The organism is Pedobacter sp. GW456-11-11-14-TSB4 (assembly GCF_059424425.1).
In genome coordinates this window covers 455,495-480,744 of sequence record NZ_JBWKZK010000001.1, presented here as the reverse complement: position 1 = coordinate 480,744, position 25,250 = coordinate 455,495, and the positions used below count along the sequence as shown (strand labels likewise).

The following is a 25,250-nucleotide window of genomic DNA, read 5'->3' as shown; positions in this document are numbered from 1 at the left end:
ATTTCGAACGAGTTCTTCACGAGGAGAAATCTGTAAGTTCATAGCTATTAACAACAGATTTCTCCTTTTACGTCGTTCGAAATGACGGAAAAGAGTTAAGCCTTTGGCTCCACCAAACCAGGTACTTCAACCATTTCGTTTACATCTGCTTGGTAATCTACACCATCAACATCAAAACCAAATAAGTTTAAGAAATCTTTTTTGTAGCCAGCTAAATCGCCAGTTTCTGGTAAAGTTTCAGTTGTGGCGTTTTTCCAAAGTTCTGCAACTTTAGCTTGTACATCAGGTTTCATTTCCCAATCATCAATTCTAATTCTGCCTTTTTCATCAACAGGTACAACATCACTTACGTATAATCTATCGGCAAATAAACGTTGAATTTGCTCAATACAACCTTCATGTATGCCATCTTCTTTCATAATTTTGTATAAGAAAGAAATATATAATGGAATAACCGGAATTGCCGAACTTGCTTGCGTAACCAATGCTTTATTAACCGAAACATAAGCTTTACCATTTACTTCGGTTAATTTATCGGTAATGGTAAAAGCAGTGGCTTCTAAATGATCTTTTGCTCTGCCAATTGTACCTTTACGGTAAACAGCTTCTGTTACAGCAGGGCCGATATATGAATAAGCAACAGTAGTAAAACCATCTGCTAACAGATTTTCTGCTTTTAAAGCGTCAATCCACATTTCCCAATCTTCGCCACCCATTACGGCAACTGTATTTTCAATTTCTTCTTCGTTAGCAGGCTCAATAGATACTTCAGAAACAATTCCGGTATGAAAATCAACCGTTTTGTCGCTAAAAGAACCACCTATAGGTTTTAAAACTGAACGATGGGTTACGCCAGTTTTTGGGTTAGTTCTTACAGGAGATGCTAAACTGTAAATTACCAAATCAACCTGCCCTAAATCAGCTTTAATTAAATCGATAGTTTGTTGTTTTACTTCGTTAGAAAACGCATCGCCGTTAATACTTTTAGCATATAAACCGGCTTTTGTAGCTTCAGTTTCAAAAGCAGCGGTATTGTACCAACCCGGAGAAGCTGTTTTGCCTTCTTTTGGTGGTTTTTCGAAATAAACACCAATTGTTGCAGCTTCAGAACCAAACGCACTTGTAATTCTCGATGCCAAACCAAACCCAGTTGATGCACCAATTACTAAAACTTTCTTTGGTCCGTCAATTGGTCCTTTTGCCTGTATATAGTTAATTTGATTAATTATGTTTTGCTCACAACCTTTCGGATGCGACGTTAAACATATAAATCCTCTCATTCTAGGTTCAATAATCATAATACGCTTAAAGTAATTTAATTTATAACCTCAAAACTATTCTTAATTTCCTTGCATTCCAAATTTTGTTGGTTTATTGATGGCATTAGTTTCCCGATAAATCGGGATTTCGCTTCGCTCAACATTTGTATCATTAGTTCAGTTGTTCATTGGTATTTATCCAATCGGTTAGCGACTCACCGACAGACGATTTTAAGGTTAGAAAAGCAAAATCCGTTTTCATAGCAAATGGTAGTCCCGCCCTCGCTTCAATCTTTTTGTTTTAATAAAACTTACGAAGTCTCTTGAAAGCGCTTTAAAGACTTCGTAAGTTTAAAACAAAAAGTATATTCGCTAAGTCGGGTTTAGTTAACAAAAGCTTTTGCAACTATTTAAGGTTGCAGTTTGGCTGTGGATTGCAAATCCACCGATATTCATTCGAGATTACAAATCTCGAATAGCGGAATAGCAAAATAGCAAAGCAAAACAGCTAATTACAAATCTCGAATAGCAAAAATAGCAAACTCGAATACCAAATATGTAAGCTTGAAATCATTGCCGTTGGCTTTAGCCAACGGAATTAAAAGAAACAAAATCGGCTTTAGCCAAATAGCTTGTTGAAAGGTTTTTCCCAATTTGCAAATGCTTTGTATAATAAACCGGATGGAAGCGGAAATACTTTTACCAAGTCTCCGCCGAGGCGGAGACTTGGTAAAAGATTGGAGCAAACAGCCGGGCTGTATTTGCCGAAAAGCACTGAAGCACCTTTTCTTATCAAATAATTACACCCAAGCTTTGACAATTTTTGGCAACTTGTATAGAACTTTGTCAAAGCTTTAAACCATTTTTAAAGGTTGTTAAGAATGACAAGAAAACAACATTTTAACTATTGAACATCAATAGCTTTTGTGCTTTAAATTCGTTATTTTTGCAGGCTGTTTTTTAATACCGAGAACCCCGAAATTTATGAGCGAAAAGAACATTGACCTAGGCGAACAAAAAGATGTAGAAGTGTATGGTGCCAGGGTGCATAATCTTAAAAATATTGATGTTAGTTTCCCTCGAAACAAGCTTGTTGTTATAACGGGTTTAAGTGGCAGTGGCAAATCTTCTTTGGCTTTTGATACCATTTACGCCGAAGGGCAACGCCGTTACATGGAAACATTTAGCGCCTACTCTCGTCAATTTATGGGTGGTATGGAGCGTCCTGATGTGGATAAAGTTTCAGGGCTAAGTCCGGTAATTGCCATTGAGCAAAAAACTACCAGTAAAAACCCACGCTCAACGGTGGGTACCATTACCGAAATTTACGATTTTATGCGTTTGCTTTACGCACGTGTTGCCGATGCTTTCTCATACAATACGGGTGAGAAAATGGAGCGCATGAGCGAAGACCAAATCCTTAAAAACATTTACAATAAGTTTGATGCCATGCCGGTAAATATTTTGGCACCGGTTGTTAAAGGTAGAAAAGGACATTATCGAGAGTTGTTTGAACAGATCCGCAAGCAAGGTTATGTTAAGGTAAGGGTAGATGGAGAGATTAAAGATATTACTGCGAAAATGCAGGTCGATAGATACAAGATACATGATATAGAAATTGTTGTTGATCGTTTAATTATAGACGATAAAGACCATAAACGTTTATTAGACAGCATACAAACTGCCATGCGTTTGGGTAAAGGCATTATTAAAATTAGCGATAAGGATAATAATGTAGCTCACTTTAGCAAGTTTTTAATGTGCCCAACAACGGGTATTTCTTATGATGAACCACAGCCAAACAGTTTCTCGTTTAACTCGCCATATGGTGCTTGTGAGCGTTGCGATGGTTTGGGTTATATTTTTGTGGTTGATAAAGAATCGGTAATGCCGAATATGAAACTGAGCATTATTAACGGTGGTTTAGCGCCGCTTGGCGAGTACCGCGATGTTTGGATGTTTCAGGTGTTAAAAGCCTTGGCTAAAAAATATAATTTCTCGCTTTCTACACCGCTAGAAAAGTTGGGAGATGATAACATTAACATTATTTTAAATGGATCTGCAGAATTATTAAGTGTTGCAGTAGAATATAATAAGTGGAACGTTCAAAACTATCAAATTACTTTTGATGGTATTATTAAACTTCTAGAAGAGCAACAAGATAAAAGAAGCGATACAGAGAACGCCAATGACATGGATTCTTTCCGCAAGTTACACACTTGTCCGGTGTGCAATGGCGCTCGTTTAAAGAAAGAAAGTTTGCATTTTAAGGTTGATGGGAAAAATATTTTCGAATTGGCAGAAATGGATATTCTTTCGCTTAAAACTTGGTTTACCGATGTTGAGGAAAGATTAAATGAACGTCAAAATACCATTGCTAAAGAAATTTTAAAAGAGATTAGAGCTCGTATTGGGTTTTTAACCGATGTGGGTTTAACTTATTTGGCTTTAGACCGAACTGCTCGTACACTTTCTGGTGGCGAGGCACAACGTATTCGTTTGGCAACGCAAATTGGCTCGCAATTGATGAATGTAATGTACATTTTAGACGAGCCAAGTATCGGTTTGCACCAAAGGGATAATGAGCGATTAATTGGCGCTTTAAAAAATCTTCGCGATTTGGGTAACACCGTTTTAGTGGTAGAACACGATAAAGATATGATTTTAGAGGCCGACCACGTTATAGATGTTGGTCCGGCGGCGGGTGTACACGGCGGACAAATTGTTGCCCAAGGTACACCAGCAGAGATTTTAAAATCGGGTACTTTAACTGCATCTTACTTAAATGGAGTAAAAGGCATTGAAGTTCCGAAAAAACGCAGAAAAGGAAACGGGCATAAATTATCAATCATAAAGGCAACCGGACATAATTTAAAAGAGGTTTCGGTAGATTTCCCTTTAGGCAAATTTATTGCCGTAACGGGTGTTTCTGGTAGTGGCAAATCGAGTTTAATCACCGAAACTTTATATCCTATATTAAACCATCATTTTTTTAGAGCGAAAAAACATCCGCTTCCTTATGGTAAAATTAATGGATTAAAAGAAATTGATAAGGTAATTGAAATTGACCAAGCGCCAATTGGCAGAACGCCAAGGTCTAATCCTTCTACTTACACTGGTGTTTTTTCTGATATCAGAAACTTGTTTGTAATGTTACCAGAGGCGAAAATCAGAGGTTACAAACCTGGTCGTTTCTCATTTAACGTAAAAGGCGGTAGGTGCGAAACTTGCCAAGGTGCGGGTATGAAGGTAATTGAAATGAATTTCTTGCCAGATGTTTCGGTGCCATGCGAAGAATGTGGGGGTAGAAGATACAATCGTGAAACTTTAGAAGTTCGTTACCGCGGCAAATCTATTAGTGATGTTTTGGACATGAGCATTGAAGAAGCTTGTGCTTTTTTTGATCAAATGCCTGCAATTTACCGTAAAATTAAAACATTAAACGATGTTGGCTTAGGTTACATTCGTTTGGGGCAATCGTCTACCACTTTATCTGGAGGCGAAGCACAACGCGTAAAATTAGCCACCGAACTTAGTAAAAAAGATACTGGGAAAACCTTCTATATTTTAGATGAACCTACCACAGGTTTGCATTTTGAAGATATTAATGTGTTGTTAGGTGTATTAAACGAGTTGGTAGAAAAAGGAAATACCGTTTTGGTGATTGAGCATAACTTAGATGTGGTTAAAGTAGCCGACTGGGTAATTGATTTGGGCGAAGAAGGTGGCGCAGGTGGTGGTAGAATTATTTTCGAAGGTACACCAGAGGGATTAATCCAAAATCCGATTAGTTTAACAGGTAAGTTTTTGAAAAAGGAGATGGAGGGGTAGTTTATGTGCGTCATTGCGATCCGCCGCGGCGGAGAAGCAATCTTAAAGCGGTAGTCTGTAAATTAAATAAATATTAGAAAAGCAAACACAGAAGCCCGATTAATGTTAGTCGGGCTTTTTGCTACAATCTTTTTACCCTTAAATCCCTTAAAGGGGACTTGTAAAAAGGATTTTCGCGACAATCCCGTTTAAGTTAACTCAGTCTCGTGCTACTAACTTCCAAAAATCGCCTATGCTAATTTTGGATTAAGAATGCAATGATAATAATTTCGAGATTGCAAATCTCGAAGAGCAAAAGATGGAAGGATAGATCTTGTACGTTATTGCCAGCTAGACTGGAAATCGTAATGCATTTGTTTTACTTATAATTGGTACGAGTTAAAAACTCGAACCAGTTGGGTCGTATTTTCGCGTCATTGCCAGCTCAACTTGCAATCGTAATGCATTTTTGTATAGGTATGAGTCAAAAAACTCGCACCAGCAATGAGAATTGATAAAGTGGATTTGAAATCCACTATTATTTTAAGTCCGAGATACACTTCGCTTAACATCTCGAACAGCATTAATCTACTTAATTATCTTCTAATTTAAGAAAGTATAATTTGGCCGCTTCAGTAAGTTCATCATCTAAATTCGAGTCAATAGAGAAAGAATACAAAATCCATTTGCTATCTGGTTTATAAAACTTGAAGATAAATCTCATTGGCTGCCTGTCGTATTTCACCATATAAGAGTGTAGTACAAAACTTTCAGATAGTGTTTTTTTTGTTATGAGTTCATAACCATAATATTTTCCTACATAATCAACAGTATAACTACTCACTTCTTTTTTAATGTTTTCAATTCCATCTCTTATCCTTGTCGTCCAAGGGTTAGTGGCATAAAGGTCGTCTATTGCCTTGCCTGAGTTTTCGGTATAGCCTTTAAAAAAGGTCTTAACTAGTTCATCAGGGCTAGTTTGAGCGTAAGTGGTTACTGAAAAAACAGAAAATAAAAGGAGAAGTAAAAATTTGTTCATGTTTATTTTGATTTTTTAAATCTAATATATGATAATTTTATATTTTTCCTTTTAAAAATTGTATTACCAATTTTCGCTCTTCGAAATGTTCTGAAAGGCATCTCGAAGAATTGATAAAGTGGATTTGAAATCCACTATTATTTTAAGTTCGAGATGCGCTTCGCTTAACATCTCGAAAAGCATTAAGTAGAAAATTGCAGTCTCTACTTAAACTGGCTCAAATTGACTTGGATGTACAATTGAAACATACCTTCCGTGGTGGCTTACAGATGCTGGACAAAATTCCTCAGTAAGCAAATCTTGTACAGTTGGAAGATTAGCTTCATTTTTTAGGAGCATAAAATGATGTGAAAGTTTGTTGAAATCTTCGATATAAGCAGCAGAGCTATGAAATAGATATGACTCAATTTTGCGCTTGTGTTCAGATATTGCAGTTGTATTAATATAATCTTCAGTTATTTCGCTCACTGTTTCAACATTAAATTCTTCAAAAACAACTTTTCCTTTACACGAAGATTGTTGTAAATCAAATGAGCATTTAAAACTTTTAGGTCGGTAAAATCTTTCTCCAATCAGAGGGCTCACAACTTTATAAGCGGCCTCTTTCATGCTCCATAAAAGCCAAACCATTTGATCTTGGTTTGTAGCATTTAAAATTAGCTCTTGCTCCTGCGAAGTAAAGATTTTTTGCAAATACCCTTTCCTCCGCCAATTGCCTTGTTTGGCAGCTAATTGCAAATCAACAATGTCATTACCCAGCATTAGCAGCTAATTTTTCTTCAATAATGGCAATGGTGGCTTTAACATTGAGCATTTTAGCCATCGAATCGTTATCAATTTCAATGTTAAATTTTTCCTCAACGTCTAAAATAATATCAACCAAATTGGCAGAATTGATTTTCAGATCAACTAAAAAATCGGTATCCTCATTAATACTGGTTAGCGCATCTTTGTTTTCGGTATATGGCGTAATGATTTCTTTCAAATCATCGATCATTTGTTCCTTATTCATTATCGTATCTTTTTAAAATCACACAAGCATTTACATCACCAAAACCAAAATTTGCTTTCGCTACAACAGAAACGCGTTGATTGATCAATTGAGTTGGCACGCAACTTTTATCAATTATCTTTTCAATATCAGGATTTAAATCTTCACAATTTACATTCGGGAAGATAAAATTTTCATGTAATTGCATAACAGCAGCTACACATTCGATACTTCCAGCAGCGCTTAAAGTATGGCCGATCATTCCTTTTATACCATTGATATACGGAAATTCTTTACCATCACGATTTAAAGCTTTTGCCCAATTTTCAATTTCTAAAGCGTCCTTCGCAGTAGCAGTTAAATGGCCACTTATCAAATCAATTTCATTTGCGTTAATCTGAGCATTTTTAAGCGCATTTTTTATGCAATGTTGTACCGCAGTTGGGTTTGGAGCAGTCATGGTACCTAAACCGCGTTGGCCGCCAGAGTTTACATTGCCACCCAAAATTTCAGCATAAATTTTAGCGCCTCTTTTCAAAGCATGGCTTAATGATTCTACAACCAAAGCACCAGCGCCACTACTCGGTACAAAGCCGCTGGCATTGGCACTCAACGGCCTGCTACCTTTTTCTGGCTCGTTATTATGTTTGTAAGTACAAACTTTCATGGCATCAAAACCACCCCAAATATATGGCCCGCTATCGCTAGTACTACCAGCAAGCATACAAGTTGCCTGGCCTGATTTTATTCTTTCGTAAGCCATCAATAAACTTTCAGTTCCCGTAGCACAGGCCGATGAATTAGTGGTTACTTGATTACCCAAACCAATCTTTCCACTTAAATAAGCTGTAACTCCACTCGCCATAGTTTGCGAAACTACCGTGCTGCCTAATCTTTTAACTTGCAGTTCATCAATTTTGTAAATTGCTTTTCTAAATTTATCAATACCTGAGGTACCCGTGCCGAAAATAGCGCCATAATCGTAAAACGGTTCATCACTTTCATTTAAAGCTAGTTCGGCATCTTTCCAAGCATCCATGCCAGCAATTACGCCATACAAAATGCCTGTACTATCTAAATTTTTAAGTTCGAGTTCTGTAAAGTAGTTTTGAATTCTTTCTGCAGAAAGAACAGGTTTTCCAGAAATCTGGCAAGAGAAATTAAGCGCTGCCAGTTCTTCATCAAATTTAATACCTGATAAGCCGCTTTTTATGGCATTTGTAAAGTCGGGTAGGTTATTCCCATTGGGAGCAACTACACCTAAACCCGTAATTACAACTCTATTGTCCATTACTTTTTTCGATTATCATTCCTGCTATTTCGCCCTTGCAAACAATCTCTCCAGCTTCGTTTTCCATCCTCACTTCACATTTTAATTTATTGAATCTAAAATACTTTTTCTCGCTAAAAACAGTTACTTTTTCTGAAGGATAAACTGGTTTTAAAAATTCAATATTGGTTGAAGTCATGGCGATGGTTAAGTTTTTTACCATATCTCTTAAAAGAAAAATGCCTAAGCAAGCTAAACCTATTTGTGCCATGGTTTCGGTTAAAATCACCCCTGGTGTTACCGGAAAATCTTTAAAATGTCCTTTGTAAAAATCTAAATTTTTATCATATGTAAAGCAACCTATTGCTCCATTTTCATCAATTTCAATAATCTCATCTACAAAGAGAAATGGCTTTGTGTAGGGTAGGAGTGCTAATATTTCTGGATGATTTTTTACCATTTCAATAACACACGTTGAGCAGAAAACCCTGGTCCGAAACTCAGCATTAAACCATAATCGCCTTGCGTAATTGCTGTATCCATAAACCTTTCTAACACATACAAAACTGTGGCGCTAGACATGTTTCCATACAGCCTTAAAATCTCTTTGGTATCATTAATGTTTTTGCCCAAATCGCTAAACAGGCTTTCTACCAATTGCACAATTTTTTTTCCCCCTGGATGAAAAATAAGGTGATTAATATCTGCAATTGTTAAAGAGTTTTTTGCCAAAAATGGATGGATGATTGCTGGGAAATTATCAGAAATTGTTTCTGGTACAGCAACCTCTAAAACCATTTGCAAACCTGTGTTGGTCATTTTAAAACCCATCATCTGCTCTGCATCATAAAAGTGGTACATTTCTTCAGCTACAATTTCTGGGCCTTGTTCATCTTCATAAGAACTAAGCAAAACACAGGCGGCGCCATCTCCAAAAATGGCAGCACTCACAATGTTGGCCATGCTAAAATCATTCAATTGAAATGTTGCGGTTGGCGATTCTACAGCGATAACAGCAGCTCTTTTATTTGGATTAGCCTTCAAAAAATTCTTCGCATAAATAATTCCAGAAATACCTGCGGCACAGCCCATTTCGGTTACGGGTAAACGAACAACATCTTGTTTTAACTTGAGTTTGTTAATCAGGTAGGCATCTAATGAAGGGATCATGATACCGGTACAACTTACCGTGATGATGTAATCTAAATCAGTAGGTAACCAGTTCGCTTTTTCAAGAGCAGACCGCAATGCAGCTTCACCCAATTTTATGCCTTCCCTGATGTAAATATCATTTCGTTCTTCGAAACTTAAATCGCTAAAAACCTCTTCGGGCGACATGAAGGAGTAGCGTCTGTCTACCGATGCACCTTCGAAAATTTTCTTCACTTTTTTAATGAAACGCCCATCCTGATCTTTTAACCAAATATCTAAAAACGGCATAATTTCGGCAGTCGCTCTAGAATATTCTGGTAAGGCTTTGCTCACTGCTTTTATTTTTACACTCATTCGGTTTTAATTATCCATTGGTAACGAAATGCCCATTTCCATTTAATAGAACAGTTTTTTAGCTGCAGTTGTTTACTATATAATTGCAAATCGGCTTTTTTAAATCCCCTTAATATCGAAACTAAACCATCTTCTTTAGACATGTGGTTTAAACCGAAAACAAAACATAATCCGATAAATAAATAATAAGCCAAAGCGCTTCTTTGCAAATCGTTAATTACTATACCTAGGCTTGCTGCTTTTTTAAATCTATTAAGCAAATCTATAATTTCCTGGTCTTTAAAATGATGTAATGTTAAGGTACATAAAATGATATCACAATTTACAATTTCATCTTTAAAAATATCTTCACATTGATAACTGATGTTTTGATAATTAACCGAGAGCTGCTTTGCATGATTAATGGTGAATTGATTGGCATCCACACCAATCAGCTCAAAATTTAATTGTTTTTGTTTAGCGAAATCTGCTAAAATTCGCAACATATCGCCATTTCCACAGCCAATATCTACAATTCTTATCCTTCGGTTTTTATCAATGCCGCTGAGCAATTTTTTCACCCCATCAATCGTTACCGAATTGCCGCCCAAAAGTTTGTTAATACTGGCCAATTTATCCAAAGCATCTCTTAAAATCTCACCTTCCATGGCAAAATCATCCATCATTTCTGGGGCTTCACTTCTTTTACTGGTATCTATGGGCATTTAATTAGGGATTGAAATTTGATCACCATGTGTTTTTTTTATGATTTGATTGAGCAAAAACGGAGCTTTGGTTACAGCAGAAATTAAAAAATTTGTTGTTTTTTGGTTTCTAAACAGCGTTGATAAAATGTTACCCATTTTTAATCTGCTATTAAAACTTTGTCCCCATAATTTCTCATAGTTGCTTTCCATTTCGGATCTGGTTATTTCTCCATGTGCAAATTGAACCATTAATTCTGATGCAATTTTTGCTCCATGTATGGCCATGGCCATTCCATTTCCACAAAGTGGATGAATTAATCCTGCACTATCACCAATCATTAACATATGATTTTCGATTTTGCTTTTTTTAGCAAAAGAAACCTGACTAATTGTTAATGGTGTTTCGAATAAAGCTTCACTTTGCTCAAAAATCTGTTTTAGATTTTGATTTTTATAAAGCACTTCTTTCTGGTAGGCATCGATATTTTTATACTTTTTAAATGAGTTGTAATCTGCCAAATAACAGATGTTTAATTTTTGATTTTCTACCATAGAAACACCACAATATCCGCCGTTAAAATGATGCAAAGCCACTACATCTTTTGGAAAATTGCCTTTGTAATGCGCTTTAACAGCTAAATAGTAAGATTTTTTTTTGATGAAAGGACGGTCTAGCTTCACGTCTAAACTTGATCGTTTACCATAAGCGCCAAAAACTTCCTTTGCTGTATGCTGCTTTCCTGATAAGGTAGAAATTTCAAATACTTCATCTTTAAAAAACACATCAGTTACAGTATCGATCATTACCTTAACTCCACTTTTGATCAGTTGTTGGTATAGAAAATAATCTAACTCATACCTGCTAATGCCAAAACCACCCAAAGGCAATTCGGTAAAAATGCTTTTGCCATAAACCGTGCTTAACTGTAATTTGTTGATAGCAGTGGCAGATAGGCTACTCATATCCAAACCCAACCAGTTTAAATAAGGCAAAACTTCGTTAGATATATATTCTCCACAAACTTTGTGGTGAGGATATGTTTCTTTTTCGATAAGAGTTACGCTCAATCCGGCTTTATTTAGATTTAAAGCAGCGGTTAAACCCGCCAAGCCGCCACCAATAATTAAGATATCTACATCGTAAAGCATAATTACTAAATGTAAATTAAATTAATTGTAACGTAATATTGTTTTAATCAGATTGCAAATGTTTTACAAAACAAAAAGCCATCCCGATTTTATCAGAATGGCTTTCTTAACTTAAAATTGCTTTAATTTAAATTTTGATCATTTGTTGCCAATTTACTGTCGCGGGTATTTTTTTGCACAGTTATAGCACCAAAAAGTGCGAGTAAAAATGCGAAGGCATAAAAACCTTTCTCACTGGGCAAAAGTTCTGCATTCCACAAACCAATTACCAATAAAGTAATGGTTAAAAGTGTGCTAAACCAACTAATACCGTAGTAAATTTCGGTTACGGGTATACCTTCTAATTTATCTCTTACTGCTTTTTGTAAAGATATTACGGCAAAAAGCCCAAACATCAATACGGTAAAATAATAACCTTTTTCGTTCAATTCCATATCAGAGCGCCAAAGCCCAATAATATAGCCAATCATGCCAATTCCTAAAGCTATCCATGCGGCTGCTATGAATGCGTTTGATGGTTTTTGAATCATCGTTTTAAAATTTGGTTTTAGATCTATTAATTAAAAATGAGACTTAAAGCATGCCCAATTGTTACGTTCATATCAAATAACTACGTTTAAGCGAAACAAAAATTAGCTTGTTTACATTTAATGAAGAGTTTAACTTAACTTAGCTTTATGCAAAAAATACTTACTGCTGCACAAATGCAAAATGTTGATGCTTATACCATTAAACAAGAAAATATTAATTCGATTGATTTAATGGAGCAGGCAGCAGGTGCATTTGTAAACGCTTTTGAAGCTGAATGTAAAGAGCTAAATACAAGCATAGTTATTTTCTGTGGGCAGGGTAATAATGGCGGAGATGGACTAGCGATAGCTAGATTGTTATTGGCTAAAAACTATAAAAATATATCAGTTTTTCTAACTCGTTTTGGTGGTAAGCAAAGCGATGATAATGTGGTTAATTTAAAACGTTTGCAGGAGACGGGATTACCTGTTGAAGAAATAAATGAGGTTAATGAAATAGAAATTATCGAACCTGATCTCATAATCGATGCCATATTAGGCTCTGGATTAAACAAGCCATTAACAGGTAAATATGCGGCTTTAGCCAAGCTGATAAATGATTTTCATGTTAGAGTTATTGCTGTAGATGTACCAACTGGTTTCAACAGCGAGGGCGAAATACCGCTAAATTATATTGGAGTGAAAGCCGATTTAGCAATCTCCTTTGAGCTTCCTAAAATTAACTTTTTCTTTCCAGAATCTACTGTTGCTTTAGAACGATTTCAGGTTGTTGATATTGGTTTAGATAAAGATTTTATCAATTTACAGTCGACTGATTTTAAATTAGTTGAGCATTTTGATGCAGTCAAATCTATTAAACCAAGAGCAAACTTTACGCACAAGGGCACTTATGGGCATGCATTAATTATTGCTGGTAACACCAATACCATGGGTGCAGCTTTGCTATCTGCAAGTGCTTGCTTACATAGCGGTGCCGGTCTAACAACAGTTTGTTTGCCACAAAGTGGATTAACTGCATTAAACATGATGTTACCAGAAGCGATGGCTTTGCCTCGTGAAAAATATTTTGAGGCAAAGAATTTTGATAAGTATTGTGCCGTAGCTATAGGATCAGGATTAGGAACTGAACGTGAGCAAATGGCGCTTTTAGAAATTGCTATTGATGCTAATAAGCCTTTAGTAATTGATGCAGATGCTTTAAACTTGCTGAGCAACAGAAAGGATTTATTGACCAAATTGAGGCCAAATGCAATTTTAACTCCGCATATAAAAGAGTTTGATCGATTGTTTGGAGAGCATAAGAATTGGTGGCAAAGAGTAGAAACCGCAAAAGCAAAGGCCAAAGATTTAGCTCTGATTATCATTCTAAAAAACCAATATACTTTTATTTGTATGCCAACTGGCGAGGTATACATTAACCAAACTGGCAACCCAGCAATGGCAAGTGGTGGTATGGGAGATGTATTAACTGGGCTTTTGGTTTCTTTATTAGCACAAGGTTACGATGCACAGGAAGCCGCAATTTTAGGGGTTTACTTGCATGGAAAAGGTGGAGATGACTTAGCTGAAGAAAGTTATTTCATCACCGCATCACAAGTTGCTTTACAATTACCTAAAACGATAAAAACGTTAATGGATTAATTTTTTGCACCTGCACAGAAAACTTTGTGATGTGCAATGTTTTAAGTTAACTAGACCTGATAGGAGCGGCATCTCCCGAATCTTTATCGGGAATATAGCGTATAGCAGGACTACCATTAATAGTTGCAAAAATTTGCTTTTCAGAAGATTAGGATTAAAGCACCTCAAGGGGTTTGGGGTTAGATAGAAACACCACCCATTACCACCATTTTTTCCATGGTTGGGTTAACGCTACCGCCAACTGGCTCAATAGTAACTGCAAAAGCTTGTGCTTTCTCAATGGTTACCATTTGTTGTACAGCTTCTTTGGCATTTTCGCCAAATACACCTAAACTAACGGGTTTTCCATCTACCAATGCCCAAAGTTGGTACTCGTGGGTTTTATCAGTTTTTGGCAAATCCATCGCAGCGTGATTAATGAGGATGTTTTTATTGTTTTTATTCCAATAAACTAACATTTTAGCTTTTGGCGATGCTGCAACTCCAGCAAGTTTTATTGTAGTCCACTCATCGGTTTCAGTCATGTCTACACGGTTTTGTAAACCCGAATTATCAAACTCCAATTTATTAACAGTTCTGGCAAACTGCTCATTATTTGTGCTTAACGTAGCAATTTGCTCATTAGCAACACTTAATTTATTGTAAACATTATATAAGGCAACCACACTAACTACCAATAAAGCAATGCAAGCAACTAAGGCAAAACGTAAAGCCCTAACCTTACTATCATTTGCTTGTTGGTATAAAGGAAGTATTTTAGGCTCTTTTTCTGTTGAATTAATTTCAATTTCAGCTAAAATTTTAGCCTCCACATTTGCAGATGGTGCAATGGCATTTTCAAAAGCATAACTTTCCATAGCAAGCTCAATTGCAGTAATTTCTGCCTTTACTTCTGGGTGTTTTGCTGCCATAGCTTCAACTTCATTACATTCTTGTGCAGTTAACTGCCCTAAAACGTAAAGTTCAAGTATGCCTGATTCGATATATGCTTTAACTTCTTCCACCTCAATTAAATTTTTTCCTTAACTCTAAAATCGCCATTCTAACGCGTGTTTTAACGGTGCCTAATGGTAGGTTCAATTCTTCTGCAGCCTCTACATGCGTATATCCTTTAAAATATACCATGTCTAAAACGTCTTTAAAGTCTGGTTTTAAATTAACAACCAGTTCTTTTAAGCCCAAAGTATCCGCATTAAAACTTACCTTCTTTTGCTCGTCAATGAAACTTACGTTATTTTCTATGTCTTGGTTTTTGTTAGCGTTCTTAAAATCTTTAGACCTTAATTTATCAATAGACAAATTTCGGGCAATGTTCATCATCCATGTAAATAAACGGCCTTTAGATGGATCGTAACTGCCAGCAGAATTCCAGATTTTTAAAAAAGTTTCTTGTAATAGATCCTCTGCAACTTCGGTTTGAAGTACTATGCGAGAAATAACACCCATTAAAGCTCCAGAATACATATCGTACAATGCTTTGATTGCCACGGTGTCCTGACCTTTTAAGGCGCTAACCAGTTCTTCTTCAGATAGGGATATTTTTTTTGTTGTTGCCAAGTTTACGAATATACATAACTAAAACGCGTAAAAACAAATTTTGTTTGTTACAACGTAAAGTTTTAAAAATCAAATAAATGTTTTTCTGCATGGTAAGAAGATCTTACCAATGGACCGCTCTCTACATATCTTAATCCCTTAGCTAAGCCAATTTCTTTATATTTTGCAAATTGATCTGGATGTATCCAATCTACAACAGGGTGATGGTTACGAGTTGGCTGTAAATACTGTCCTAATGTTAAAATATGAACGCCGTTTGCAACTAAATCATCCATCGCTTCTAAAACATCATCTTCAGTTTCGCCAAGGCCTAACATAATACCAGTTTTAGTACGTAAGCCAAATTCAGAAATTCGTTTCAAAGCTTCCAAGCTTCTATCGTATTTAGCCTGTATGCGAACTTGTTTGGTTAAACGCCTAACGGTTTCAACATTATGGCTCATTACCTCTGGGCGCTCTTCTAAAACGCGGTACAAATTATCCCATTGACCTTTAAAATCTGGTATCAAAGTTTCTAAAGTTGTTTCTGGGCTTTCTCTGCGAATGGCCTGTAAAGTTTCTGCCCAAATAATTGAGCCACCGTCTTTTAAATCATCACGATCTACAGATGTAATAACGCAATGTTTTACATTCATCAGTTTTACTGAATTAGCAATTCTGTTTGGCTCATCAGTATCAACCGCTAAAGGCCTACCCGTTGCAACCGCACAAAAAGAGCACGAACGTGTACAAATGTTTCCTAAAATCATGAATGTAGCGGTACCTGCACCCCAACACTCGCCCATATTTGGGCAATTACCACTTTCGCAAATGGTGTGTAATTTATGGGTATCAACCAGACTTCGCACTTGGGCATATTCTTTACCAACTGGCAATTTAACCCTTAACCAATCTGGTTTGCGAGGTTTGTCTGTAACAGCAGCTACTACAGGAAGTTCAATCATGCTACAAAGTTACATATTAGGATTGAAATCTTACAACGTTGAAATGTTTAAAGGTTGTAATGTTTTTGCGCCAAAATAATGATTTGAAAAGCAGTTGTTGTTGCTAGTTTTAAAGTTAGTCCTTCTTTTCGTTACAATTTTTTGAAGCTGCGCAACAAAAAGATTTCCACTTCAATAAGGTTTAGAATTAAAAGATCTTGCTTTTAATTATGGTTGCAGGATGGGCTTAATGCTTGTGCTTAGGGTTTAAAAAAATCAAATGCTAGGTTACTGATTGAACAATCCGAGCTGCAAGCTCGAACTAACAAATAGGCGAAAAAGCTATTTTAATAAATCTTTAGCACCATTTAAAAGCTCACTACCTTGTTTTTTTAATTCTGTTTTACCTTTTTCAATAGTGTTGGCGTTAGTATAAGAACTTACCGAATTAGAAATGTTTTGCACTTTATGAATTGTAGCAAAAATTTCATCAATATGGGGTACATTATTTTGCTTGAGTACTTTCTCCCAATCTACTTTTGCCATTACGGCAATTACATATCTTGTGGCAATCTTACCTAAAAAAACTTTATCATAAACACCATTCAAAGCTTTATCTGCTTCGCGATCATTTACATAGGCAATTGTTTTTGCTAACGCATCATGTTCATTATCAGAAAGTAGTGGACTTTTGTTAAGTTTGGTTAAAGCGGCAACAGCTTTCTCTTTATCCTCTCTTTTTAAATATAGGTAACACTCTATCGCTAATGTTAATTCTGTTTCTAAACCCAACTTTTTGGTGTCTACAATAAATTTTTCAAAATCATTTAAAGCCCTTTCTTCATCTATTTGGCGCTCCATGCTAAGTCTGTCTAATCCTCTAAACAAATAATTCATGCTATGAAATGCTGTATGCGTTTGGCTATCACTTAAATTTCCCCAACCAAAAAATGCTTTGGTGTATGGCAAAGCAATGTTTTCATGTTTATCTAACCAATTGATATTTCTTGTAAGCCCATCTTCCGATAGGTAATATAAATTATTGCTGAAAAATAAAAAACCTCTAACAAATTCTAATAATGTTTTAATTTCATGATCGGGTAATTTTTCTGGTTGTGTTTTCGAACATTCATAAAGGGCATAAGGTTGGCCAAAACTTCTGGTGGCTAAAACAATAGTGCTTAATATCGCATGTTCTATATTTTGAGACTTGGTTTTTTCATTTCCATTTAAAAGTTCGAAGGTATTTCCAGAAGCACTTAAGTTATTAATTCCTTCAATTAGGGTCGGAAAAATATCCTCATCAGTTTCTTTTAAAAAGCTTTTTACAGCACGATAATCTTTATAAATCAGTAGGGCATCAATCGCAGAAATCTGCTCATTCGATTTAGTATCCACTTTGTGAAGTTTTCGCAGCAAATGATTACTATGAATTCTGAATTGTTGAAATGATTTGTCGGTGGTGTCTTTTACAGCAGCAGATCTTATGGCTATTTTAGCAAATTTGTAAAAAGTGATTTTATCATAATCTAAATTTTCTACTAATTTTTTCTGATCTAACTTTAAAAGTTCGGCGTCGGTTTCTGGTTTTGTGCAACCCAAAAAAAGAGATAATAAAAGAATTAAAAATGTCCCTTTGTAAGTCATATTGTATTATTTACAGCTTAAAAATCAGGGACGATTTAATGGTTTTAAAGGTATAAAATTTAATTAAATTTTAGCTCACAAATTGGGAAGCAGATCAAAACAATAAATAGACCATAATTGTATGTTTAAAGTATGATCAGATATATGAACTACCTGTTTAATCTTCATCGCGGAGAAGATAGCAAAGAGAAAACCTTACAAAATGTTAGAAATAACATCTCTTTTGCCGGAGCCAACTTGTGGATTTTAGCCTGTGCAATTTTAATCGCTTCGGTGGGTTTAAATGTAAATTCTACCGCCGTAATTATCGGTGCAATGTTAATATCGCCATTAATGGGGCCAATTGTAGGTTCAGGCTTTGCCTTAGGTACGTTCGATTTTGACTTGTTAAAAAAGGCGCTAAAAAATTTGTTGATAGCCACTTTAGCAAGTTTATTTGTGTCTACTGTTTATTTTTATGTAAGTCCATTTAAAGATGTGCAATCCGAATTATTGGCCAGAACTTCGCCAAATATTTATGATATTTTAATTGCTTTTTTTGGTGGTTTGGTAGGCGTCATTGCAGTTACCAGAGTAGAAAAGGGAAACCCAATACCAGGTGTGGCCATTGCAACAGCTTTAATGCCGCCACTTTGTACAGCAGGTTACGGAATTGCAACCGGACAACTTAATTTTTTTCTCGGAGCCTTCTTTCTTTATAGTATTAATTGTGTTTTTATCTGTATTGCTACTTACGTAATTGTTAAGTTTTTAAAGTATCCACCAAAAAAATTGGTAGATAAAAAGCATCAATTACAAGTAAAATATGCGATAACCATTTTAACAATCATAATGTTAGTACCTAGCACTTACTTTGCTTACTCGCTTTATAAAGAACAAAAATATATTCAGGCGGTAAATAATTTTATAAATGATGAATTGGTAGCTTCTGGAAATACCATCGTTTATAAAAAAACAGATTACAAAAGTAAAGTGCTTGAACTCGCTTTTTTAGATCACCGATTTACAGCGAAAGAAATAAAAGAATTGAATGAGAAAATGAAATTTTATGGCTTAAATCAAACTAAAATTGTGATTAAACAAGATTCAACAGATAACATCCAAGTTTTAAGAAATAGCATATTAAATGAAATTAAGGGAAAAGATGAAATGCTTGATGTAAACGAATCAAGAATAAAATTATTGGAAGCAGAGTTGGCAAAAAATAATTACAACAATGCGCAGATGCTAAATGAAGCAAAGATTATATTCCCAAGTATTTCCTCGATATCTATCGCTAATCACACATTTAATTATACAAAAGACAGCTCAGCTACTTTTCCTATTGCAGTTTATAAATCTAAAACTTCCTTAAAAAAACCTGATAAAGACAAATTTGAAAGTTGGTTAAGAGAACGTTTAGCGGTTCCAAAAGTATTAGTGCTAAGCGAATAGTAGTTCACAATTTAATAGTTACAACCTATTTTTAAAACCAATTATTTATATTTGCCCTATCTTCCCAAATATTAAATTTTGTAGCTCTGGTTTTTGAAAACAACCTTTTAAACAAAGGATAAGGAATGTTTTATGAGCAGAAATAAAAAGACGGTTGTAGAAACCGACGCTGATGTTATTTTAATAGGTGCAGGTATAATGAGCGCCACCCTTGGTTTAATTTTAAAAGAATTAGAACCAGACTTGAGTATAGAAATTTACGAACGTTTAGACATTGCAGCTGCAGAAAGTTCTGACGCTTGGAACAATGCAGGCACTGGCCACTCTGCATTTTGCGAGTTAAATTATACCCCGCAAAAAAAAGACGGTTCTGTTGATATCAATAAAGCAGTAAAAATTGCCGAAGCTTTTGAAGTTTCTAAACAATTTTGGGCTTATTTAGTGCAAAAACAAATTGTTTCAGATCCATATTTGTTCATTAAAAATATTCCTCACTTAAGCTTTGTTTGGGGCAAAAGGAATGTAGATTTTTTGAGAACTCGTTACAATTCGTTAATTAGTAGTAACCTTTTTGCCGACATGCAGTTTACTGAAGATCCAGAGTTGATAAAACAATGGACACCTTTGGTTATGGAAGGCCGTTCTAAAAAGGAAAAAGTTGCTGCTACCAAAATGGATTTAGGTACCGATGTAAACTTTGGCTCATTGACCAGAGAGATGTTTAGTTATTTAAGTAAGCAAGATAAAGTAAGTTTAAATTTCCATCACGAAATTCGTGAGCTCGATAAATTGCCTAATGGCGAGTGGAGTGTAAAGGTTAAAAACTTAGAAACTGGTAAAAAAACTAAACGTACCGCAAAATTTGTATTTATTGGTGCTGGAGGTGGCTCATTGCCGTTGTTAGAAAAATCTGATATTCCAGAAGGAAAAGGTTTTGGGGGCTTCCCAGTTAGCGGACAATGGTTGAAATGTACCAATGAAGAGGTAATTGCAAAACACCATGCAAAGGTTTATGGTAAAGCTGCAGTTGGTGCGCCACCTATGTCTGTGCCACATCTAGATACCAGAATTATTAATGGTAAACAAGCTTTACTTTTTGGTCCTTATGCTGGTTTTTCAACTAAATTTTTAAAAAATGGTTCGTTTTTAGATTTGCCTTTATCTATAAAGTTCAATAATATTCGTCCGATGATTTCTGCCGGATTGAAAAACATAGACCTAACAAAATACTTGATTGAGCAAGTTCGTCAATCGCCTGAAGATCGTTTTAAAGCTTTAAAAGAGTACCTGCCCGATGCAAAATTTGAAGATTGGGAATTAGAGTACGCTGGTCAGCGTGTGCAAGTAATTAAAAAGAAAGCAAGTGGTGGTGGTATTTTAGAATTTGGTACTGAAGTGGTGAGCGCTGCAGACGGCTCAATTGCAGCTTTGTTGGGGGCTTCTCCCGGAGCTTCGACAGCTGTTTCTATTATGTTAGATTTGCTGGATCGTTGTTTTAAAAATAAGCTGCAAACCGCTGAGTGGCAAACTAAAATTAGAACTATGATACCAACTTATGGGGAAAATTTGGCAGATAATGATGCGCTTTGCAAAGAAACAAGGGCAAAAACATCAGCTGTGCTAAAATTGAATAGTTTGGTGGAAGGATAGGGGTTTTCCATTCGCCATCAACAACCCGTTATTTGGTTCATTGCCTTTTCTTTTATATTAATGTTTTCGATCTTAAAGGGTTTGTTTTATGTGTTTTGCAATGTCTTTTGTTTAATAGACCTGATAGCATGGAAATACTTTTTGTAGTAGATCCGAACAAGTTTTAGCAGCTACATTGGCAAAAAGATTGGAACAATAGCAGGACTTGCTTTAATTGAAAAATTGAATTTTCTCTTCAAAAAGCTAGATGGTAGTTTGGAGGCTAGAGATTCCTCGCCAGCTCGGAATGACAGAACTGCATAAAAAAAGCTCCCCGAAATATCGGAGAGCTTAAGCTTTTTGTGTGTGTTAAAAGCGTTTATATTTTTCTCACTCTGCCAGAACCAACAACGCGTTGTTCAATTTCTGGGTTGCCACTGTAATTAATTGTACCAGACCCACTAATTACTGCACTAATGTTGTTTTCGGCATTTACATAAATAGAACCAGAACCACTTACAACTGCGGTCATGCTATCTACTGAGAATTCTTTTTTAGTTAAGGAACCAGAGCCGCTAATGGTAACTGATGCTGCATCCGCATTGCCTGAAAAATTTAATTTACCAGAACCGCTGATGGTTCCAACAAAACTATTTAAATCAACAGTTGCGGTTATACTGCCCGAACCACTTAAAGTAGCCGCTAGAGAGTTTTCTTGAATTTTGCCTTTTACCAACATAGCTCCGTTGCCACTCATTGTTAAACTTTTAAGTGTTTTTGCAGAAACGTAGGCTGTTATTTTTTTATTCTCGTATTTTTTGGCCCAGCTTGTCCAACTGTTTTTTGGTCTAATAATTAATTTATTGCTTACCACCTCTGTAATTAAAGTAGAAATTGCTTCGGCATCACCTTCAAATCTTAAACCTTCTGTATTGCCTAATGTAATGATTACATCAATTGGTCCGCCAGAGGCAACGCCGTTAAAGTTTTTTACATCTCTATCTTCTTTTTTAAATTTAGATAGACCAATATTAATTGGATCAGTGGCAAAAACTGGCTGAAAACTAGTTACTGCTAGTGCAAAAATTAAGCTAAATGATAGGAATATTTTCTTCATGGTTTTATCGTTTTTTTATAAGACGTTAAAAGGTTGCAAATAGTTGCATGGATTTTATTTTATTTATGTTTTGGTTCAAAAATTAAACGCAAAAAAGTGCTAAATCTTTCATTCTCTCTTTTAATTGGCACACCGGTTACAATACCAATTAGCAAACTTTCACTAACTTCTACACGCATTTGAGGGCGAATGGTCATGTCGAAATCGCGTTTATGCACTTCTTTGTTCAATTCAATACCTATAAAATTACGCGTTTTGGGTATCATATAATGAAAATTTGAATTGATTTGCCAACTGGTATGAAAAGATTTAGTGCTAAAATGCTGACTAATAGCAGGCCCAGTGTATAATAAAGTATGAAAATTATTGCCCCAGCGTTTTGCTGCTACAAAAAATGGATTGTAAACATTGCCAATAAATACACTTTCGCTGCCGAATTTATTAAGCTCATTTAACTCAAACTCATTAATGTAACCTACAGCCATTGACGTTTTGTTTTTTTGCGAAACGTAAAATGAGTACTGACCGGCAATTTTTAAACTATTGAGTTTGCTTTTTGGAGCAGTAGCATCGGCGCTGTTTTTGTAATATAACGAAAACGGCAATTCTACTTCTAAACCCAGTCTATCCATCGGTGCCCATTCGTATTCTACTAGGGCCAAATATTCATCATATTTATTGTTGTCTGTTAAGCCGAACCCCACGTTCCATTCTCGTTCGCCTTTTCTGGCGCCTAAATCTCTAATTAAATCGATGTATAATGGTTCGGCATGTAATACCTTTTCAGGATATTTAGAATCTTCTACCTCTTTTACGTATAAGCTATCTTTTTTATTTTGCGCTAAAATGGAGTTGCTTGCTAATAGGAAAAACCCAAAAGCAATGATGTTTTTGTATGTAAACATTAGCTATTTTTAATTTATTAAAACTTAATTATTTATCCCAAAGGGGATGAATGGTGAGTTGAATAAATTAAACTTCTGGCGGGGGAGATGGGATTTTAAAATGAAATTTATCCCACTGGTTATCGCCCTTAACTATTTGGAATTTTTTATTTAGTGGAGTGATAGAAGCATTAGCCGATGAATAGTTTGGAAGAATAAAAATATCAATCACTTTAGCCTTTTTTAAATTGGCTTTTTGATCCATATCATCATCAAAATTTTCTGGAATTAAATTATCGAAACCTAAAAATTGCTCAACTACAATCTCGATGATACTTTCTTGGTCGTTTGCAATAATTCTTTTGGTTTCAATAGGATCGGCAAATAAACCTGTGGTATCTACACTACAGTTAAGCAATAATAAAGCCATTAAAATCCAGAAGAACTTTAATGGCTTTATGTTATTTATTTTACTGATCACACAGCAAATTTAGGTAAAATAATTCACTGGTGTTACTCCGCTTTTTTAACCTTTACGTAAAAATTAGGTTCAGTTTTAAAATTATCCATATTTACAGAGGCGTCAATTTTACTTGTTTTCCAATCGTTGGTAGGTTTAATTAATGTATAATGATCTGCTTTTAGCGAAACCTTTACAGGCATATCAAAACCTGATACGTCAGTTATCCAGCGATAAGATAACTGCCCATTATTGATCTTATATTCTAAAACCGGAATTTTGCTATGGCGTAAATACTGGTCGAAAACTTTATCCAATTTTAATCCACTTTTATTGGCAATGTATTTCTCTACTTCTGCCGAGGTTGTGGTAATGTGATAAAACTCTTTATTTAGGCCTCTTAGCATTTGCCTAAATTTTTCATCATTATTCATGAGCTGGCGGATGGTATGAATTAAGTTTGCGCCTTTAGGATACATATCTCCACTACCTTCGTGGTTTACGTTATACTCGCCAATTACTGGACTTCTGTTGGCAATGCCTCTACGTAAGCCAATTGCATATTCATCTCCGGCTTTTTTACCTAATGTAGATTCTGTGAAAAGAGCTTCGGAATAACTTGTAAAACCCTCGTGCACCCACATATCGGCAATATCTTTTGTGGTAATGTTGTTCGCAAACCATTCGTGGCCACTTTCATGCACCGTGATATAATCCCATTTTAAACCATGGCCTGTGCCAGATAAATCTTGACCTAAATAACCTTTTTTAAATTGATTACCATAAGCAACCGCACTTTGATGCTCCATGCCCAAATGCGGGGCTTGAACTAATTTGTACCCATCTTTATACCAAGGATATGGGCCAAACCAATATTCGAAAGATTTTAACATTGGTTTTACATCAGCATCCCAATGCGGACGAGCCTTTGCGCTATCTTCTTTTAATGACCAATAATCAATGGTTAATGGTCCGTTTTCACCTGCATAAGTGTCAGTCCAGTGAGCATATTTACCAATGTAAAAAGTAACATTGTAATTGTTGATTGGGTTGGATACAAACCAATTATGTTGGCGGTAACCATCTTTTAAATCAACTATGTTGCGTAAGCGGCCGTTAGAAACTTCATCTAAATCTTTTGGTACAGCAATGCTGATGAGCATACTATCAACCTCATCACTTTGATGATCTTTAGTTGGCCACCAAACACTTGCTCCTAAACCTTGGCAAGCTACAGACACGAGTGGGTTACCAGATTTGTCTTTTTTAAAGATAAAACCACCATCCCAAGGTGCATTTTTAGCCACTCGAGGATTACCATTGTACCAAACCGTAAAGCTGTCTTTACTGCCCTTTTTTATTGTGGAAGGGAAGGTTACAAATACAGCCCCAAATTCTCGGGTAAAGGGAACTTCGGCACCTTTGTAAACAATTTTATCAATTTTTAAATTCTCAAATAAATCGAATTGAAGTTTGGTAAAATCTTGTGTCGCGGTAAATTTAAACTCATTGCTGCCACTTACCGATTGTTTTTCAAGATCAATTTTAACATCTAAATGGTAATAATTAATGTCGTAACAAGTTCGCAAAGGAGTGAGCATTCCTCGCAAAGTATCAGCTCTGCTAAATTCTTTTTTGTTGGTCATGAGCTGTGCGTTTACATTTTTGCAAAACACTGCTGCCATTAAAAAAGGAATAATCAATTTCTTCATCGGTGT

At 35.7% G+C, this 25,250-nt stretch carries 22 protein-coding genes; 4 read left to right on the top strand and 18 right to left on the bottom strand.

Annotation, left to right across the window (positions count from 1 at the left end; translation table 11 throughout):
* Positions 1-95: 95 nt before the first annotated feature.
* Positions 96-1,298, bottom strand: coding sequence for an enoyl-ACP reductase FabV (gene fabV, locus AC07XU_RS02245; protein ID WP_494941992.1), 1,203 nt, complete (start codon positions 1,296-1,298; stop codon positions 96-98).
* Positions 1,299-2,243: 945 nt separating this feature from the next.
* Here fabV and uvrA point away from each other — a divergent pair.
* Entirely contained in the window at positions 2,244-5,090 is a 2,847-nt protein-coding gene (gene uvrA, locus AC07XU_RS02240) for an excinuclease ABC subunit UvrA (protein ID WP_494941991.1), read from the top strand.
* Between the two features lie 571 nt (positions 5,091-5,661).
* On the opposite strand, the gene AC07XU_RS02235 is transcribed toward uvrA, so the two are convergent.
* From AC07XU_RS02235 to yiaA, 9 genes are all read right to left on the bottom strand, one after another.
* On the bottom strand, positions 5,662-6,108 hold the full coding sequence (locus tag AC07XU_RS02235; protein ID WP_494941990.1) for a hypothetical protein: 447 nt from the start codon (positions 6,106-6,108) through the stop codon (positions 5,662-5,664).
* A gap of 207 nt (positions 6,109-6,315) precedes the next feature.
* Entirely contained in the window at positions 6,316-6,870 is a 555-nt protein-coding gene (locus AC07XU_RS02230; protein WP_494941989.1) for a 4'-phosphopantetheinyl transferase family protein, read from the bottom strand.
* Positions 6,860-7,120, bottom strand: a complete 261-nt coding sequence (locus AC07XU_RS02225) for an acyl carrier protein (RefSeq protein ID WP_494941988.1) — start codon at positions 7,118-7,120, stop codon at positions 6,860-6,862. Before AC07XU_RS02225 ends, AC07XU_RS02230 begins: the two co-directional genes overlap by 11 nt.
* Entirely contained in the window at positions 7,113-8,390 is a 1,278-nt protein-coding gene (locus tag AC07XU_RS02220) for a beta-ketoacyl-[acyl-carrier-protein] synthase family protein (protein WP_494941987.1), read from the bottom strand. The genes AC07XU_RS02225 and AC07XU_RS02220 overlap by 8 nt, the downstream gene beginning before the upstream one ends.
* A complete protein-coding gene (locus tag AC07XU_RS02215) occupies positions 8,380-8,829 on the bottom strand; it encodes a 3-hydroxyacyl-ACP dehydratase FabZ family protein (RefSeq protein WP_494941986.1) in 450 nt (149 codons plus the stop codon). Before AC07XU_RS02215 ends, AC07XU_RS02220 begins: the two co-directional genes overlap by 11 nt.
* Positions 8,823-9,875 carry a type III polyketide synthase gene (locus tag AC07XU_RS02210; RefSeq protein WP_494941985.1) on the bottom strand — a complete coding sequence of 351 codons (1,053 nt, stop codon included), beginning with the start codon at positions 9,873-9,875 and terminating at the stop codon, positions 8,823-8,825. The genes AC07XU_RS02215 and AC07XU_RS02210 overlap by 7 nt, the downstream gene beginning before the upstream one ends.
* Positions 9,872-10,579, bottom strand: a complete 708-nt coding sequence (locus tag AC07XU_RS02205; protein WP_494941984.1) for a methyltransferase domain-containing protein — start codon at positions 10,577-10,579, stop codon at positions 9,872-9,874. Before AC07XU_RS02205 ends, AC07XU_RS02210 begins: the two co-directional genes overlap by 4 nt.
* Complete coding sequence (locus AC07XU_RS02200) at positions 10,580-11,710, bottom strand: NAD(P)/FAD-dependent oxidoreductase (protein ID WP_494941983.1); 1,131 nt, start codon at positions 11,708-11,710, stop codon at positions 10,580-10,582. It lies immediately after the preceding gene.
* Positions 11,711-11,832: 122 nt separating this feature from the next.
* Entirely contained in the window at positions 11,833-12,240 is a 408-nt protein-coding gene (yiaA, locus tag AC07XU_RS02195) for an inner membrane protein YiaA (RefSeq protein WP_494941982.1), read from the bottom strand.
* 147 nt (positions 12,241-12,387) lie between these two features.
* On the opposite strand from yiaA, the gene AC07XU_RS02190 reads away from it, so the two are divergent.
* Positions 12,388-13,881: an NAD(P)H-hydrate dehydratase gene (locus tag AC07XU_RS02190; protein WP_494941981.1), complete on the top strand. Its 1,494-nt coding sequence runs from the start codon at positions 12,388-12,390 to the stop codon at positions 13,879-13,881.
* A gap of 179 nt (positions 13,882-14,060) precedes the next feature.
* Here AC07XU_RS02190 and AC07XU_RS02185 read toward each other — a convergent pair whose 3' ends face one another.
* The 4 genes from AC07XU_RS02185 to AC07XU_RS02170 all read right to left on the bottom strand — a co-directional run bounded on the left by AC07XU_RS02185 (position 14,061) and on the right by AC07XU_RS02170 (position 18,008).
* Entirely contained in the window at positions 14,061-14,885 is an 825-nt protein-coding gene (locus tag AC07XU_RS02185; RefSeq protein WP_494941980.1) for an anti-sigma factor, read from the bottom strand.
* Position 14,886: 1 nt separating this feature from the next.
* Complete coding sequence (locus tag AC07XU_RS02180; RefSeq protein WP_494941979.1) at positions 14,887-15,438, bottom strand: RNA polymerase sigma factor; 552 nt, start codon at positions 15,436-15,438, stop codon at positions 14,887-14,889.
* Positions 15,439-15,500: 62 nt separating this feature from the next.
* On the bottom strand, positions 15,501-16,382 hold the full coding sequence (gene lipA / locus AC07XU_RS02175) for a lipoyl synthase (RefSeq protein ID WP_494941978.1): 882 nt from the start codon (positions 16,380-16,382) through the stop codon (positions 15,501-15,503).
* A 321-nt stretch (positions 16,383-16,703) separates the two neighbouring features.
* Positions 16,704-18,008: a hypothetical protein gene (locus tag AC07XU_RS02170; protein ID WP_494941977.1), complete on the bottom strand. Its 1,305-nt coding sequence runs from the start codon at positions 18,006-18,008 to the stop codon at positions 16,704-16,706.
* A gap of 144 nt (positions 18,009-18,152) precedes the next feature.
* On the opposite strand from AC07XU_RS02170, the gene AC07XU_RS02165 reads away from it, so the two are divergent.
* Positions 18,153-19,442: a DUF389 domain-containing protein gene (locus AC07XU_RS02165; RefSeq protein WP_494941976.1), complete on the top strand. Its 1,290-nt coding sequence runs from the start codon at positions 18,153-18,155 to the stop codon at positions 19,440-19,442.
* Between the two features lie 132 nt (positions 19,443-19,574).
* Positions 19,575-21,092, top strand: a complete 1,518-nt coding sequence (locus AC07XU_RS02160) for a malate:quinone oxidoreductase (RefSeq protein WP_494941975.1) — start codon at positions 19,575-19,577, stop codon at positions 21,090-21,092.
* A gap of 358 nt (positions 21,093-21,450) precedes the next feature.
* Here AC07XU_RS02160 and AC07XU_RS02155 read toward each other — a convergent pair whose 3' ends face one another.
* The 4 genes from AC07XU_RS02155 to AC07XU_RS02140 all read right to left on the bottom strand — a co-directional run bounded on the left by AC07XU_RS02155 (position 21,451) and on the right by AC07XU_RS02140 (position 25,244).
* Positions 21,451-22,188 (bottom strand): head GIN domain-containing protein, encoded by a 738-nt coding sequence (locus AC07XU_RS02155; protein ID WP_494941974.1) that lies wholly within the window; start codon positions 22,186-22,188, stop codon positions 21,451-21,453.
* 59 nt (positions 22,189-22,247) lie between these two features.
* Complete coding sequence (locus AC07XU_RS02150) at positions 22,248-23,093, bottom strand: HAEPLYID family protein (protein ID WP_494941973.1); 846 nt, start codon at positions 23,091-23,093, stop codon at positions 22,248-22,250.
* A 67-nt stretch (positions 23,094-23,160) separates the two neighbouring features.
* Positions 23,161-23,553: a hypothetical protein gene (locus tag AC07XU_RS02145; RefSeq protein WP_494941972.1), complete on the bottom strand. Its 393-nt coding sequence runs from the start codon at positions 23,551-23,553 to the stop codon at positions 23,161-23,163.
* Positions 23,554-23,585: 32 nt separating this feature from the next.
* On the bottom strand, positions 23,586-25,244 hold the full coding sequence (locus AC07XU_RS02140) for a M1 family metallopeptidase (RefSeq protein WP_494941971.1): 1,659 nt from the start codon (positions 25,242-25,244) through the stop codon (positions 23,586-23,588).
* Positions 25,245-25,250 lie beyond the last annotated feature (6 nt).